The sequence below is a fragment of the Bradyrhizobium sp. BLXBL-03 genome, from assembly GCF_051853015.1.
Taxonomy (GTDB): domain Bacteria; phylum Pseudomonadota; class Alphaproteobacteria; order Rhizobiales; family Xanthobacteraceae; genus Bradyrhizobium; species Bradyrhizobium manausense.
The window spans coordinates 7,548,851-7,565,022 of sequence record NZ_CP182470.1; the positions used below are offsets into that span (position 1 = coordinate 7,548,851).

8 protein-coding genes and 1 pseudogene are annotated in these 16,172 nt (G+C 58.1%); 3 read left to right on the forward strand and 6 right to left on the reverse strand.

Features of this window, described 5'->3' with window-relative positions; translation table 11 throughout:
- Positions 1-225 precede the first annotated feature (225 nt).
- Positions 226-456, forward strand: a pseudogene (locus ACNJX9_RS35755) (sugar phosphate nucleotidyltransferase); the annotation flags it as partial.
- A gap of 513 nt (positions 457-969) precedes the next feature.
- On the opposite strand, the gene sctV reads toward ACNJX9_RS35755, so the two are convergent.
- From sctV to ACNJX9_RS35785, 6 genes are all read right to left on the reverse strand, one after another.
- Positions 970-3,078, reverse strand: coding sequence for a type III secretion system export apparatus subunit SctV (sctV, locus tag ACNJX9_RS35760; RefSeq protein WP_439406792.1), 2,109 nt, complete (start codon positions 3,076-3,078; stop codon positions 970-972).
- Positions 3,059-3,502: a histidine kinase gene (locus ACNJX9_RS35765; protein ID WP_439406794.1), complete on the reverse strand. Its 444-nt coding sequence runs from the start codon at positions 3,500-3,502 to the stop codon at positions 3,059-3,061. The genes sctV and ACNJX9_RS35765 overlap by 20 nt, the downstream gene beginning before the upstream one ends.
- 2 nt (positions 3,503-3,504) lie before the next feature.
- Positions 3,505-4,038 carry a hypothetical protein gene (locus ACNJX9_RS35770; protein WP_439406796.1) on the reverse strand — a complete coding sequence of 178 codons (534 nt, stop codon included), beginning with the start codon at positions 4,036-4,038 and terminating at the stop codon, positions 3,505-3,507.
- Positions 4,039-4,075: 37 nt separating this feature from the next.
- Positions 4,076-4,966 (reverse strand): SctD/MshK family protein, encoded by an 891-nt coding sequence (locus tag ACNJX9_RS35775; protein ID WP_439406797.1) that lies wholly within the window; start codon positions 4,964-4,966, stop codon positions 4,076-4,078.
- A 122-nt stretch (positions 4,967-5,088) separates the two neighbouring features.
- Entirely contained in the window at positions 5,089-5,403 is a 315-nt protein-coding gene (locus tag ACNJX9_RS35780) for a hypothetical protein (RefSeq protein ID WP_283038053.1), read from the reverse strand.
- Positions 5,404-5,473: 70 nt separating this feature from the next.
- On the reverse strand, positions 5,474-5,659 hold the full coding sequence (locus ACNJX9_RS35785) for a hypothetical protein (protein ID WP_439406799.1): 186 nt from the start codon (positions 5,657-5,659) through the stop codon (positions 5,474-5,476).
- A 613-nt stretch (positions 5,660-6,272) separates the two neighbouring features.
- Between ACNJX9_RS35785 and ACNJX9_RS35790 the strand changes: the two genes are divergently transcribed.
- A complete protein-coding gene (locus ACNJX9_RS35790) occupies positions 6,273-8,144 on the forward strand; it encodes an HrpF/NolX family T3SS translocon protein (protein ID WP_439406801.1) in 1,872 nt (623 codons plus the stop codon).
- A gap of 1,830 nt (positions 8,145-9,974) precedes the next feature.
- On the forward strand, positions 9,975-16,025 hold the full coding sequence (xopAD, locus tag ACNJX9_RS35795; RefSeq protein WP_439406803.1) for a XopAD/skwp family type III secretion system effector: 6,051 nt from the start codon (positions 9,975-9,977) through the stop codon (positions 16,023-16,025).
- The last annotated feature ends 147 nt before the right edge of the window (positions 16,026-16,172 follow it).

Sequence of the window (16,172 nt, forward strand, 5' to 3'; positions counted from 1 at the left end):
ACCGATGATCCGGCGCCGGCGATGTATGCCAATGTCGCAATAATTTCGGGCACAGTCTTCGCGGCCCCTCGGAGTCCACTCTCCTACGGCGACGATCTCGAATTATTTACCCGAGCTCAGCGGCGGACTGACAGCAACTCTGTACAGGTGGAACTGAATTCCTAGGCCGGTGGCCAACGACTTGGGAGTGAGGACTCGATGTTGAGCAAAGACTATGGAGCTAAAATGACCGCCAATTCGCCCAAGAACGCCGTTATCCTGGCTGCCGGTTTTGGCTCCCGCTTGCGACCGCTGACTGATCTGCGGCCCAAGCCGCTTGTCGAGGTCAATGGAACGTCGATAATCCATGACGCTCTGCGAAATCTGGAAGCGGTCGGTGTGGAAAAGGTCACAATTGTCGTCGGCTACCGCAAGGATGCTATTCAATATGCCTGCGGCATCCGCTTTGGCGAGCTCGCGTTCGCATCGAACGTCACCGACTTGTCAATTTGTCACTCAACATCCGGTTCGCTTGTGCTGCCGCAATTGCTTGTCGATACTGTGCTTGTGCCTCACCATACCGTTCTCCGGGATAAGAATTTGTCTTCGGCGCGTGGGGATCGCCTCGAGATACCGGCAAGAGGTTGACGAGTATCTCAAGCCGCTAATGCGGGGCTTTAGCGGCGAGACGGTCTACAGCGATCGAGGTTCCGCGGTTTTCCGCCTCAGCGCGTCGCGCAAAGCCTCTAGTCAGAATTCCGGCCGATCGCGCGATCGATGCGTTCACGCATGGCGGGATCGATATCCTTGGCGCCAAGCAATTGTGGCGACGGCGTCTCCTGCACTTGAAGAGCAGGTCTATCCCAGCTAGCGCAACCTCCGAGCCCCAGAATGGCGAGGAGAGCCGAGCACGAGAGCGGACAAAATAAACGCAGGTGCGCTGGGGGGTTTTTCCGACGTGAATTCATACGACCCTTCTCTAATCGAGTGCTAAGCCGGAGAGTCGGCTGTCGTAAGCATGTTGCGAATTTGCTGCGAGGGAGCCTTGTCCTTCGCAGCTGTCAATGTGATCGATCCAACTGGCTGGATTGTGAAGTCCGGAGCAAGGTCCTGATAGGATAGAACAGCAAGATCGATCCCATTACGGGTGAGGAAACCGCGGACAAAGCGTCGTACGTCCATCGACGCAAGGATAACTGGTTGGGTCTGACCTGGAACTCTGTTCGAATTGATCTGACGCATCTTTGACAGCAGCGCTTCGCTTTGCCCCTCCGTCAAGACCAGGTAGGGCCCTTTGGCCGTATCGCGCACCGCGCTGCGCACGATCTCCTCAGTTTGACGTTCAATGATAAAGACGGGCACGACACGGTGCGCGTTGGCATAGCGGTGGCAGATCTGGCGCTTCAAACCGGAGCGAACATATTCCGTGAGCAGGACGGTGTTTTGTTCTCGTCCACTCCATTCGGCCAATGCTTCCAAAACCAGCCGAGTATTTCGGATCGGAATTCCCTCGTCCAAAAGGCGCCGCAGGACATCGGCGACCTTAGGAATCTGGGTCGTACGCAAAACCTCCTTCACCAGATCGGAATACTCCGCCTCCATTCGGGCCAGCAATTGGCGCGTCTCCTGGATACCCACCAAGCACTGTGCATAGCGGGTCAACGCAGAATGGACGCGCAAGGCCAGAATTTCAACGGGACGGCGGTGCCCGATGCCGGCTGCCTTGAGAGCCGGCGCATTGCTTTGTTCGATCCAGATCTTGTCCGTCTCCGGGTCATGCCGGAACGGGATGCCGCTCAGTTCAATGTTGGCCACATCATCGTTGAGCGCGAGCTGCGTTGGATCAATTAGATCCTGATCGACCGGCACGCCCTCGACATCCACCCTGAACTGTGAGTTTGGTAAGCGCTCGTCGACCTCGACTGGGATGCGCGGTATCGTGATGCCCAGATCAGCTGAGACCAATCCCGAAACGCGCGCAATGTGCTGTTGCAATTCGTCTTTGTCGATCGACTGTATCAAACTTGGTGCGAGGTACAACGCGATTGGAAGAGCCTCCGCAGGCACGGTTTGCTTGGGAGGCTGAGCGGTGGCCGGGCTGGAGACATCAGCGCTTTTCTTAGCGCTGTGGATCACACCGTCGGCAAAGCTCGCTGCCACAAAGACCGCGGCTAGAACGAAGAAGACGGGGAGCGGGAAACCCGGAATGGCCCCCATTACGACCAAGACGCAGGCAGCCAGTCGCAATGCGTGAGGATTGGCCGTGAGCTGGTTGACGATATCGGTACCAAGATTGAGCTTGGCAACTCCATTGACGCGAGTGATGATTGTTCCGGCTGTAATCGAGAGCAGGAGCGAGGGTATCTGCGAAATGAGCGCATCACCTATCGTCAGTAGGGTATACTGTTGGAGCGCCTCGGCGAAAGTCATGCCCTTGGAAAGCAGGCCAATGGTGACCCCACCCAGCATATTGATGCAGATAACCACCAACCCTGCGATGGCGTCGCCCTTCACGAATTTCATGGCGCCGTCCATGGCCCCATAAAGCTGGCTTTCTTTCTCCAATGTCGCGCGCCGGCTGCGGGCCTCGTCCTGATCGATATGGCCATTGCGTAGCTCCGCATCGATCCCCATTTGCTTGCCGGGCAGAGCATCGAGCGTGAAGCGCGCCGCCACCTCCGCCACCCGTTCAGCGCCCTTGGCCACGACGATGAATTGCACCATGGTCACGACCAAGAATATGACAATGCCGACGACGATATTTCCCGATATGACGAAGTCACCGAACGTGTGAATGATGCTGCCAGCATCCCCCTCGGCCAGGATTAGTCGCGTCGTCGAGATGGTGAGCGCCAGACGGAATACTGTCGAGATCAGAATGACGCTCGGCAAGGATGAGAACTCAAGCGGCGTGCTGATATAGAGCGCAACCATCAACAGCAGTATGGCGAAGCCCAGATTGAAGCCAATGAGCGTATCGATCGCTACTATCGGGATCGGCATGATCATCATGCTGATCGTTAGAAGCAGCATCAACGCGACCATCAAATCGGAGTTGGCCGACGCGCGCACAATGATGTCACGCAGGACGTTGGTCATGGGGTCCTTCTGATCGTTGGTCGTTAAGAATCGTGCCGGCACGCAGCGAAACATAGTTTTGGAAAACCGCGCGCGCTTCGTCCATGCGACCGGCCCGCCGTAAGGCATGGCTACGTAAAAGCATCAAAGGGATGCGCGAGGACGGATCGTCATCGAGTGTGTCAAGTCTATCCAAGATCGGCAGCGCGTCATCGCCGAGCCCCTCCGAGATGAGAGCGTAGGCGAGAATCCGTAGCAAATCGACGTCTTGGGAGTCGTTGCCGACGATGAGCCGTAACAGAGCTACGCATTGTGCGCCCTGCCCGCATGCAAGATGAAGATAGGAAAGGGCGCAGAGCACATCGCGCGCCTGCCCGGAGCTCAGCGAGACGTTACCGGATTTCGAAACCTCTGTTGTCGGATGCGCTCCATCGGAGATGACCATGCTTAGGCTTCGATCAAGCTGTTCCTATTCTGCCGGAGCAGGATTAGCCACTGCAGTGTCTGCTGCAGGACGACGACACCTTCGCGGGCCATCGTATCCGCAGGCGCGGCCAAGAGCTTAGAGGCGAGACGTTCCAGGAGAATACCGTACGGCGCTGCCCGCAGCATGTCCGGATTGCGCAGCCGTGGCGTGACGAAGTCGAAGAGATCATGCGCAATATCGTGCCCATGAAGCGACGCCAGACCTGCGCGTGAGTCGACCTCATTAATGCGGGTGCGGTTGAGACCGATGCGCCCGACTGCATCAATGTCTTTGGCTTCCAATACGGCTTCGATCGCTGCATCCAGCGGCAAATATGACGCATTCAGTTCCCGCCGAGCCGACGCGTGATCCTTCTCGCCGTTTGCACGAGGACCGTCGATCTCAGCCTTATTGAGTTGACGAATGGTTGGCTCGATGCCCGGCGCACGATAGTGCTCATCGAGGCTCTGCGAAGCAGTGCCTGGCCTGACATCGTGGCGGGACAGCTTTGACATGACGCTCTCCTAGTTCCTTTCCGAAGCTTTTGAACGTCTAGTAGGCAAGGGCAGCAAAGCGGCCATTCCGACTTAGCAGCACACGCCCCTCCTCAATTCGATCAACCGACCATCCGTCAGCCAACAGAGCACCGACGAAATATTTCTGTCCACCGATAAGCAAATAGGGCTGCTCTCCACGCCAAACAGCCTCGAGAGGGATTGCGGATGGCTGCTTATCCTCCTTGACCAGCACTCCGTTTACCAGCGTGAGCGCGCCATTTGTATGACCATCGAACCGTTGTTGGAGCTCCTGCCACTTCGCAAGAGTTGCAGGTGTGACGGTTCCCTCAGCACTGACAAAGCCGGGCCCAGAACCGACCTTGATATCGAGCAGGCCCGCCTTAACAACTTCCTGTTTCAACAGCTCGGCTGCGTCTTGGGCATGCCGATCGTTAGGCCGATTCATCCGCGGCTTGGGTGCGAGCTCGGCGGCAGACGGCGCATTGGCGCTCGGGGCACCTGCGTTGACCTTGAAGAAAACGGTCGAGAAAGCGCCGATCGCGATAACGGCGAGCAACACGATGGCCAGCGCCGGGATCGAAGCGCGCGATGGGCCGATCGAACTGTCTACGACCGCATTCGGCAACGACCAGCGAATAGACATCGCGCCCGCGTGAATGACGACGGGAAGGGAATGAACAACGCGTTCGCCTGCGGCAATCTTCCCCTCGCCCGCAGCAGTGCTTATGGCTGCAAGGGCCTCTATCTCGATCGAGTTGCCAACGAGGGTGACACGAAGGTGATGCGGCTCAAGCTCTTGCTCGACGAAGATCATATCTGCGTCGAAGCCACTACCGATAAGACTCGTTCCGACAGACGCTTTTCCGGTTAGCCCGACATAAAGTCCCGATAGTACCTCGAAATGGAGGGAGGCAGCCTCATTCACGGACAATCCCCATGAACCAAAAGGAGCAGGGGCAGGCGATTAACGCACGGCTCACTCCCAGCCGCACTAGTCACATCGCCGCCACGGAAAAAGCGGAGCAAGGAGTGCCCCGCTTTCCAGCATTACCCGTTGACACGCTCGCTGGCCGCCTTCCTCTCGCTCGAGAGCTCAGTAGACAATGAGCGCAACCGTATGTCCTGAACCATGGCCTCCTGGTTAACCGCCTTCAATTCCGCGATGAGCGCCTCGAAAGTGGCGGCGCCGCCAACCTTATCAATCACAGCTCCAGTGCCCGAAGCTGCCGTAGACCCTTTGCTAGCATTATTCGACTTATCGGCCGCGTCCTTTGACTTGTCGCCCGCCGACTTGTTCTCAACCTTGCTTTGATCGAGCTCATGATCACCACCATGAGAGCCAGAACCAACTTTGTTGACCATATCGTTTCACCTTCCGTTTGTATCTGCCGCCAACTATGGCGACACTCCCCTGACATCGAACTATTCGGCGTCAGGTGTCCTCTTCTGTTTCAGCCACGGCTTCGTGAAGATTCGCCATGTTTCGGTCCATCATCTGCAGCGCGACCGATCCAAGAACCGAACCAAAAGCTGATTCTAATTCTTGGCGCTGAGCTGCAGATTGCGAACTATCACTCTCCAAATTGGCGTGAACCACGCCTTCGATTGCGCCGGACATCTGGTGCTTCTCACTTCAGTTCCGAAAAAGGTGGCACGCCGACTAGCGATCCACAGTGCTCATGCTAGTGGGGGTAGCTGTCGAGAAGCTGACGAATCCAAGAACGAATCCAGCGACAACTTCAGTGAAAATCGGCACTGAGATGAGAGTCCGGCTCCGCCGCCCCATGCCGTATCTGTGACCGCGCGAGTTTCAATGGCCGCGCGACCTAAGCTCTGCAACATCTCCCGCACCCTCCAGAACACTATACGTCATCGCACTCGTGATCAGACGTGTAGGGGCGCAGACCCGCCACGAACTGTGGGAGATGCCGCCGAGGGAATCGGTAGTGGATATTGTTCCGCGACTCCTCGACAACAATATTCGCGATGGATGACCGGAAGGCTCCTATACTTCCGACAGACCGCGCCGGGAATAGCGTCATGTCCGCGCTTGCGCTCGGCCAGAGACGATTGAGGACCATGCAGTCCCTCTCCGGGGAAATCAAGGAGGGCGCCGCTGGCTCAACGTGAACCTTCTGAAACTCGTCAGCTTCTCGAAAGCTCGCTGCTCTATGAGAGCGTTGATCTCAAGACGCCGATGCCGTCTTTGTCTGCCCTGGGAATGACCTCCAATGCAACTCAACAACTTCTCGCAACCCGCCACTTCGAATCACACTCAGTTTCTTGTTCCTGGAATTTCGTCGCGCCAAAGCGATGCTTCGCTTTTCGAGGCAACGGTGTCCCTTTATTCGCCGCAAGACAAATCCGAAGATCCCTCCACGCCAGCGGATCTGCAGCAGTCAAAATTGCAGATGGCGCAGGACTCGACGGACGAACTGCCGGAGCATCTGAAGGCGACAATTAAGGCGTTGGACAAGGCGTTTGAGCAGGAAAAGGCATCCGATGAGGAAACGGCATCCGCGCAGGACGAGTCCTCCAACTCGCCCGTCGAGGAAACAGCGCCGCCTCCTCCGCCACCTGCGGCCGAGCCGGTGGCAAGCTCGAGGATCACGTGGAACGGCGGCACGCTTACCGATGAGGAGCTGCAAATCGTGGCCGTGCTGAACCGGCACAAGGATCAATGCCCGCTCAGTTGGGATTCGCTTGCAGATAAGGCCAACGATCCTTCGACGCCACCGGATCTGAAGGAGGCGATCAACAAATTGCGACAGGACCCGGAGCTCTTCTATGCGATCGGCTCGCAAGGCGACGGCCGCTGCGGGGGCAAGATCAAGGAGAAGGATCTAACCGAGTTCTCCGCCAGTCACTCACAGGTGGCTAATTTCCAGGAGCAGCAGGCGCGCAGCTACGAGCAGAACTACATTCCATCCGATGGTACCGGAGATGGGCAACCGTCGGTCATGACCTTGAATGATGCATTGCGCGAGCTTTACCGGTATTCCGACTACCTGCCCAAGTCTCTGAGTCTGGACGATTTCAAGCAGATCGTCGACGGTAAGGCCAAAACGGGCAAGTGTCCGCCCCAAGTGATCGCGGCGGCACAATACTTCCTCGACCACGCGGACGCCTGGAAGGGGTTGTACGGCGGCGCGATCGATAAAGTCCACAAAGAGGACTTTCTGCAAATCGCTTCATCGTCCATGAACCTCACGCAGAGCGAGCTCGACACGCTCGGAACGATCAACAAGAATCAGTCCGCGTTTTTCGGGGACGGTGACCTGACACGAGACAAGCTGGCACGCATGGCCGACGACAAGAGTCTCGATCCAAGCGTACGCCAAGCAGCGTCACAGCTGCTCTCGGACCCGCTGTTGTTTGGTTTGCTGAACAATTCGATTACGGGCTATAAGACCCATCATAAGTTCTTCGACTTCGGCGGCGGGCATACGGTCGATTCCGGTAATATCAGCAACAAGGACTTCACGCACTTCTACAGCAACATGTCAGGCGCGAATCGCACCGTTCAGCAGGTAAAGACCCATGCCCCCACGACCGCCGCCGACCAGGACGCTGTCGCGGACATGATGACAGGGATTGCCGACCAACCCGATGTCAAGTCTGCGAAGAAGAATGGCGGAGCCCTCATGCATGTGGTCGATGACGTGCTAAAGGTAGGCACGAAGGTGCTTGACGTGGCGGCCACGGCAGTCGGTTTACTCGGCTTCATTCCGGTCCTGGGCGAAGTGGCCGATGCCATATCGATGGGGCTCGAGCTCGAGTCGCAAGCAGCGAACCTTCTGCACACGGCCATTACCGGAGGCAATATGAAGAAGGCGTTGGCAGAGGCCGGCATCAATCTCGCGGCGCAGGCCCTTGGTTGTATCTCTGGGCCCGAGGTCAAATTGGCGATACGCGAGGGTCTCGCAAAGACGGTGCTGGAAGAGGCTGCGACGAGGGGGATCGATATGACGATCTCGGAGGCGCAATCCTATGCGGACAACTATTTGAACGACCTGAAGGAAAAGCTTGAGACCGAGCCCACGCGAGATGCAGATGTTCCGAGCAAGGACGCCACCACGGAGACATCTCAGAATGTGGCATGAGGCGAGTTGTGCGGGGCAGTCTCCGACTTGGAGTCTGTTCTTGAAATGACGCCGTCGCGCAAACTTTGCTGCCTCATTCAGGCTCGCAACGGCGAGGACCTCGCGGATTAGACGCCGCCTCTCCACCGCGAAGCCGTCCCTTGATAAGCGACGTAGAAGAGTGCGCGCCGTAACCGCGCACTCTTAAGCCAAGCGAGTGAACTCCTGACGCTGACGCAATCTGCATGCAGCTTGCGATCGCTTTGCCTTTGCGCTAGCCGAGACTGCGAGCAGGCGTTGTGGTGCCAGGCCGTTGCAGCTTGGCTGCGGATCGTTGCATGACACGGCTTGCGCGGTCGAGCGCATGGGTCGGCTCATTGCGTTAGGCGATAGCAAAATCGCATGCGTGAAAAGATCGGTGCAAGGCTAGATCCCTGATGCAGCCTATGGACCAAGATAGATTGAGCGCGCGATGCGGGCTCGGTTGCAGATGTCAGCAATCGTGCCACCGAAAGTGGGACCACGCAAAGGCCGGGACGGACTGCAGTTCGAGGTGCGCGGAAGCGGTGTCTGTGACGACCGAGAATAACAGCAAGATTGCAGGAATAGGCTGGGACTTGCATAATCTTTCCAGACAAACAACGCTTAACACACTCTGCGCCCGCCCTGGCCAGCGCCAGTTGGTGCTTGGACAGACATTACGCTTGTGCTTTCAGCGTCCCCCGTCCGCTCAGCCTTTATCCGAGCGCCCCTATTCGCTCCGAACCGTTTCGGCCACGACGGGTACAGCGCCCTTCCAGAAGGCAGACGCGAGCGGCTCGTTCGCGATTTGCGCAAGGCCCTGCTTTCTCGACATTGCGGCCGCCCTCGTCATGACTGACGGAACCTGCCAGCAACTCCAAATGGTTCACTGACGCGAGATGAGAAGCTTCGTGGCCGAGCGAGGTCCTGATCCGAGGACCAAATTTGTCCGCCCGTGATGATCTGTCCAAGCGCTGCATAGACGCTCATGCGCTTTGAAAAAGCAGGTCAGGGATTCGGCCACCATAGCGATCACATTGTTGCCTGCATCGGAGATGGACTTTTATGAACATTAGCGGACGTGGGCGGTCGGAGGCTTCTGGATCGGGAACTGATGGTAGCGAGGGCACGGGAGGAGTTCGCACTGGACCAGCTGGTGCCCCGGGAGAAGGAGGCCAATCGTTTAGCTCTATCGTGCAGCGGGTCCGCTTTGATCCTCAAGAGTCCGGCGCACCACATCGGGAAGCAAGCTCCTCGCGTTCCGGCGATGATCGTTGGCGGGGCGATCGAGCATCCGGAAGTTCGCAGACAGGTGTGCCCCGCCCTTGTGGTGCATCTCTGCCGCCTGAACCAGGCAAGCACCCTATCGGTGATAGCTTTGATGAGCGGTCTAATAAATCTTACCGGGAAGCACTAGATCGAGGCGCAAGCTCCTCGCGTTTCCCTGGTAACGCCTTGCGTACGGATCAAGCACAAGGGCGCTCGCAACTGGACGCGGCCCCACGACATACTCCGTCCGTGCCCTTTCGACCACGACGGCCGCGTAGCGGCGAAGTTGCGTCTGTAAGCGTCGAGGAGCAGTCTTATAGATCGGATCATGAAGAGGCAAATCCGGGAACGACCTCGGTGCGCTCTGGCGGCGAGCGTTGGCGGGGCGATCGAGCGGCTGGGTCCTCACACGCGGGCGCGTTCTTGCGAGGTAACCAGCCCAGATCTGGCCTGGGCGGCGCGCAGGGCCGCCTCGACGAGGCGGCCGGCTTTAGCACGCATGGTGTAAACTCTGAACGACATCGGCGCGCACAGCTTGACGAGCCAAGATTTCGTAAGGCGATGGAAACGATTGACCGCGCCTGTCGGGCCCATGACATCTCTAAATTCTCAACCGCTGTTGTGGAGCATACGAAACAGGGGCATCACAAGCAGCTGAAGATGCCGGAACTGGCAACCTTCCTGCAAAAGGCTGCGACCCATTTCAAGGACGAGTTCGTGCCACGCTGGGACGAGGATGTCCGCCGCGGGAAGTCATGGGGGTATGCGACGACATGCAACGCCTTGAGCCAGCCGGTTGGAGGTCAAACAGGTCTGCAAGCCTGCGAGGCCGTGGCAGAACAGGTGTCGCGGCTTGATAATCGGCTCATCAAGAAAGTCGAGCCGAAAGCGCTTTCGCTCTTGGCATTGTCCTTCAGTCGTCACCCAGCTTCGACGAGATGCCGCGATGCAACGAAGAGAATCGCGAGATCTTCCCACGACGAAAGCTGGATACTTCAGGAGCTGAACAGTCAAAATCTGTCATTGATGGTAAACGGGTTCAGCAAGTGGCCGAAAGAGGTGGACTGTTGCAACGGCATCATCGCGGCTGCAAAGGAAGTCGGCGGTCGCGACCGGCTCTCTGACTTTAATGCGCAGAGTCTTGCGAACTTGGTGAACGGCTTCAGCAAGTGGCCGGGAGAGACGAGCTGTGGCCAAGCCACGATCGCGATAGCCAATGAGATCCTCGGCCCCGCCCACCGTGCCGATCGCCTCTCGGATTTTAATAGCCAGGGATTGGCGAATCTGGCGAACGCTTTCAGCAAGTGGCCCGGAGAGATGAGCTGTGGCCAAGCCACAGTTGCGATAGCCAATGAGATCCTGAAGCCAGCTCACCGTGCCGACCGCCTCCCAAGTTTTATGAACCAGGGATTGGCAAACCTCGTGAACGCTTTCAGCAAGTGGCCAGAGGAGCAAGCCTGTAGCCAAGCCACAGCCGCAATCGCCGGTCAGGTCTGCGATAACGAACGGCTCTCTGCTTTTAATCCGCAAGGGATGGCAAACCTAGTAAACGGTTTCAGTAAGTGGCCGGACAATCCGACCTGTAGCCGAGCCACAATCGCGCTGGCCAATGAAATCCTTGACCGCGATCGACGCGTCGAACGGCTCTCAATCTTTAATAACCAGGAGCTGGCGAACCTAGTGAACGGGTTTAGCAAGTGGCCGGGCACGACAGACTGTGGCCAAGCCACCGCCGCCATTGCCGGTGAGATCCTTCGCCGCCGCGCCAATTCCAATGGCCGAGTCTATGGTTTTACGCCGCAGGAGTTGGCGAACCTGGCGAACGGCCTCAGTAAGTGGCCGGACGATCCGACCTGTGGCCAAGCCGTCGTCGCTATCGCCGATGAAGTCGACCGGAGCGGTCGGCTTTCTCAGTTTACTCCGCAGCAGTTGGCGAACCTGGTCAACGCTTTCAGCAAATGGCCGGGCGCGACTTGTGGCCAAGCCACCGCCGCCATTGCCAATGAGGTCCATCGCCGCCGCGTCGATCCCAACGACCGATTGTCGAATTTTGAGCCGCAGGAGCTGGCGAGCCTAGTGAACGGCTTTAGCAAGTGGCCGGACAATTCGGCCTGCGGCCAGGCCATAGTCGCGATCGCCGGTGAAGTCTGCGGGAATGGTAGGCTCTCTGAGTTTGCTCCGCAGCACCTGTCGAATCTTGGGAACGGCTTCAGCAAGTGGTCGGATAATCCGACCTGTGGTCAAGCCACGGTTGCGATCGCCAATGAGATCCTTGGTCCCGATCGACGTGCCGACCGACTCTCGAACTTCGAAAACCAGGACTTGGCACGACTAGTGATCGCCTTCAGTAAGTGGCCCGACGATCCGACGTGTGGCCAAGCCACAGTCTCGATCGCCGATAAGGTTTGCGACAACGACCAGCTCTCCAGCTTTATTGAGCAGGACTTGGCGAACCTGGTGAACGCTTTCAGCAAGTGGCCGGAAGAGACGACCTGTGGCCAAGCCACGGTAGCAATAGCCAAAGAGGTTCTCGCCTCCGACCGGCTCTCAAGCTTTAATAACCAGGAATTGGCGAACCTGGTGAACGGTTTCAGCAAGTGGCCCAAAGAAGTGGACTGCGGGGAAGTTACGGTCGCGATAGCCACTTCGATCCTTGGCCCCGCTCACCGGGCCGACCGGCTCTCAAGCTTTGATGGCCAGGAACTGGCGAACCTGCTGAACGGCTTCAGCAAGTGGCCGGATGAGGCGTGCTCCGAGGCCCTGGTGTACATCGCGCGCGGTCTTGGTCGGGGAAATCAACAATTTGGCGGGTTCTCGATGCCTGAACTCAGCATGATCGCCAATGCTCTGGGGCGGGGTATCATGAAGGCAGAAGACAGCGGGGAGATTGCCAAAGCTGCTTTGCTGCAGGATCGGCTGCATCAGCTCGCCCGTTACCTTCACTATGCTAATGAACGGCTGGAGGAGACGAACGTTCTGAACATCACCACGATTTTGAAGGTGCTGACCAAGGCCGAGCTGTTCGATGACCTCGGTTTGCTTGCACCGTCAGGGCTAAATCGGCTCACCGAGTTGCAACGCCTCCCTGGTTTTGCGCCCGAGAACAATCTCGAAACCATGGGCAATCTCTGCGCCGCTCTGCTGCCTCTTGCGCGCAGCCCAAGAAACCAGCTGCGCCGGCACCGCAGGCAAGCCCTGAACTTTCTGAACGTCGTCCAACCAGTTATCGAGCACAAGATCGAGGCACATCTCATAGCAAGCAACGTTGGGCGGGCTCGCGGACCATTCGCGAGCCGCTGCCCAGCCTTGTCAGTCTATCAAGTACTCAAGGCGCGTGGGATCCTGGAGAACTTTTACCGGCGACCATATGTCGAGGGCAAGAAGCGCGATTTGGAGGCGAGGCAGCAAGAGCTGCAGCGCGGGACCAAGGAGATTCTGGCCAAGACGCGCACCCTCATCACAAACGACCTTTCCAATATGAGCTGGAATCTGATCGCGCAGATCGAGGCGGACAGTCCGGTTGATGCGCTGGACGCGTTCATGGCGCAGGATGAGGCGACGATCCGGTCTCAACGTCCTGCCTCCGTCTTCGACGTCCATCAGGTGTTGCAATCCATGGATCACGAGCCCAGACCACCGCAGGGTGAAGCGGGACTGATGCAGTTGCCTGTCGTGGACATGCAGGGGCGGCGAGTGGCCACGGAGCCCGAGACGCGATATTCGATTTTTCATCGCCTGACCTCGGGAGCTGTGCCAGTGATCGCGGTGCAGCTGCCGGGAAAACCGAGCGCCTTCATGTTGGCGCGTACGCTCACCTTCGATGGTGTGCCATACCGCATGGATCTGTTCGGCGGAAGCAAGTTAAAAGCGCCGAGACCGACGGTTGCGGAGATCGCCGCCCGTGGTCCCGGCGACCAGCCAACGACTTCCGGGGGCAAGCTATTGGCCATTCCGTATGCCGATACTGCGCCGGGTACGCCCTTCGAGCAGCTCTCGCGGGCCTGGGCCCCCTTCAAAGAAGCCTACTACTACACCCAGCGCAGGGGCTTTGCGGCGCCTCCGTCGATCAAAGGTCTGGGTCCTCACGACTATGCCCTGGAGGGCGCCTTCAGGTTGTTGCTCGCGCCGGACCGGTCTGGCGACGACGAGCATGCCTTCAAACTGACGGGGCCGGAAGGCCCGATTGCCTTGCGACCGCATGATGGCTGCGGCTTCATCAAGGCCTCGTTGGCCAAGCATATGCCAGCTGTCCTCCGGGCTGGCCACCAAGAGGGTCCAGATCGGGTGCTCGCCTTCGCTGAGGGAAGGAGATCGTCCCTGCCGGCCACGGCGTTGCAACACTATCCGCGCAGCGAGCAGGTGGCGAATGAGGCGCGAGAGAAGGCCAAGGCCTGGCTTGAGAGCAGGCAAGAGAAAAAGCTGACGTCCGAAGAGTTGTTTCGCACCGTGACGGCCGGACACATTGACGGTCCCGGCGCCGTCGCCGTCCCGTCCGGTGATGGATCCCTCCACGTGCCGACGCTCAAGAGCGACATGTTGTCTGGTGGCGTGCTGGTCGGACGAGCCCCCTATGATAAGCCGAACCTGCGCCCGTTTGCCCCCGAGCAAGTCAAATCAGCACGCGATGGCGATCCGACCGCTATGTTTCTCGATAAGTGCGTGGCCATCCAATATAGCTTTAATGTCGCACAAAAGTCGGGAGAGAAACTAGCGGCCAAGGATCATAGCCTCTTTGCCAAAGGTATTCTGATTGTGGTGCCGGATGAGATGTGGCCGGCCAACTACGCCGACCGTGGACTGGTGCTGTCCGCCGAGGACGTCAAGTGCCATTCGAGCTGGACCAACGGCAAGGACCGCGTAAAGGTGGACACGCCGGTCGACTGCGTCGGCATTCTGCAGGCAACCGAGGTTTTCGCTCCAGGGTCGTTGGTCGCCGTCCCGCCTACCGAACAAAAAAAGCTCGACGGCGATTTCGACGGAGATACCGTCGTTATTGTCGGCGACCGGCCGCAGCTTTATCAGCATGTACGCCAGTTTGATCAAAAGGAGCAAGCTCTCGGACTTCGCTCACTCAAACCGCCAAAGTCGCATACCCCGGCGATCGAGGAGGAGCGTTACCAATTCAGTCGTGCCCGCCAGATCCTCGCTGCCACGTTAGGTGTCCTGGGAACTTATGGCTCCCTGCAGCGAGACTTTCTGGCGCAATCCGAGCCAGCGCGGCGCTGGTTTGCGGAGCGGGCTATCTTTGGCATCTACGAGGGCGTTCACCATGAGCTCAGACGAGATATCCGTGACCTATTGAACCAGGAACAGGTGAGCGGTCAGGATATTCAAGGCCTGCTCGAGAGGGCGAGCGGTGATATAAAGGCCGCGGACCATCCGCTCGCCCGTGAAGTTGCCGAATTGCTCGTTGCTGACCTTGAGGCCTGGGCAGCGATGGCGGATGCGCAGGTTCTGCCCGAAACAGTCGCAAGCGGGAGCGATGTAAATCCGCTCTTGAGCGGGCAGCTGTGGGAGCTTTTCCCGGAGCTGGCTGAACACTATTCGGCCTCTCCTCAACCACGCGACCGTATCGAGGCCTTGCTCGACCATTATCCTGCGCGCATCGATCCCCGACCAGATGGATACAATCCGGACGATTTGATCCAGAGCGCGAATAACCTCCTGAGCCTTGGCGTCAAGGTTGGAACCGATGCCTATAAGTCCAACACCGGTGCTCGCCTCTTTATGAAGAAAAGCGGTGAGCTTCAGCGCCTCCTGCAACGGGTGCCGGGCCTTTCGTCCGTCCCCTACCTCAAGAGTATCGCCGCGCCGCTCAATCAAGGGAGGCTCGATGTCGATGCGACCCTGGAGGACTTGAAAGACAATCCGACGCTGGCGGCTTCAATCATGGAAACCTCGATCAAGCTTGCCGTGGAGAACCGTATTCTGCCCGAACCTCATCGGCGGCAGCCTACAGCTGGGGATTCCCTCATGAGGGTCCCGCTAACCCGTGAGGACGCTGCGGAGCGCGCCAAGATCGAAAAGTCTCGCGCTAAAGCCGAAGAGCAGGAAATCACCACAACGACACTGTGCGTTGCCGAAGCTCTCAAGCAAGCGAATATCCAGATAAATATGCCCCATTTCGATCGCCGCTTGAGATCGCAAGAATCGATGACAGACCAGCTCACCGGGATGACCGCAGGTCGCAACTCGCAGTTGATCAACAATGCAGTTCGTCACGTCTTCGAAGTCCCCGACCAGGATTTTGCGCGCGCCTTCAAGAAGGCCATTCTGGCTTTCTACGAGCAAGGTTACGCCGAGGTCAGCACAACCAACTGGTTCAGGATGCGTAATCCGACCTTTGTCGGCATCAAGACTGTGCTCACCACTCAACGCGACTACCGCTTCGAGCTCGAATTCCATACTCCGGACAGCTACAAGGCCAAGCTTGCCAATCACGACACCTACAAGAGCATGCTGCGGCCCGGCAGGATCAATGCACTAGATGAAAACCTGCAGCGCCTGCGTGAGGTTTGCAAAGAGGTCGCAATCCCCGATGGCGTGCAAAACATCCACCATTGGGGAACCGAAGCGGGTATCAGAGGCGGCGCCATGGGGGCATGGGCTTGACGGCCCGGGCGCCGCAGGCTTCTTTTTTAAAAGGATCGAACGTCGCAAGCGCCACGCTTTCGATGCCGCTTGCCGGCATATCAAGGTGCCTTAATTGAAGGGAGTATTAATGAGAAAATTGCACGACTAACGACGCGGCACCTGCCA

Coding starts and splice junctions, on each gene's coding strand:
- ACNJX9_RS35780 (WP_283038053.1), bottom strand. CDS start 5,403: ATGGTCAACAAAGTTGGTTCTGGCTCTCATGGTGGTGATCATGAGCTC.
- ACNJX9_RS35765 (WP_439406794.1), bottom strand. CDS start 3,502: ATGGTCATCTCCGATGGAGCGCATCCGACAACAGAGGTTTCGAAATCC.
- ACNJX9_RS35770 (WP_439406796.1), bottom strand. CDS start 4,038: ATGTCAAAGCTGTCCCGCCACGATGTCAGGCCAGGCACTGCTTCGCAG.
- ACNJX9_RS35790 (WP_439406801.1), top strand. CDS start 6,273: ATGCAACTCAACAACTTCTCGCAACCCGCCACTTCGAATCACACTCAG.
- sctV (WP_439406792.1), bottom strand. CDS start 3,078: ATGACCAACGTCCTGCGTGACATCATTGTGCGCGCGTCGGCCAACTCC.
- xopAD (WP_439406803.1), top strand. CDS start 9,975: ATGGAAACGATTGACCGCGCCTGTCGGGCCCATGACATCTCTAAATTC.
- ACNJX9_RS35785 (WP_439406799.1), bottom strand. CDS start 5,659: ATGTCCGGCGCAATCGAAGGCGTGGTTCACGCCAATTTGGAGAGTGAT.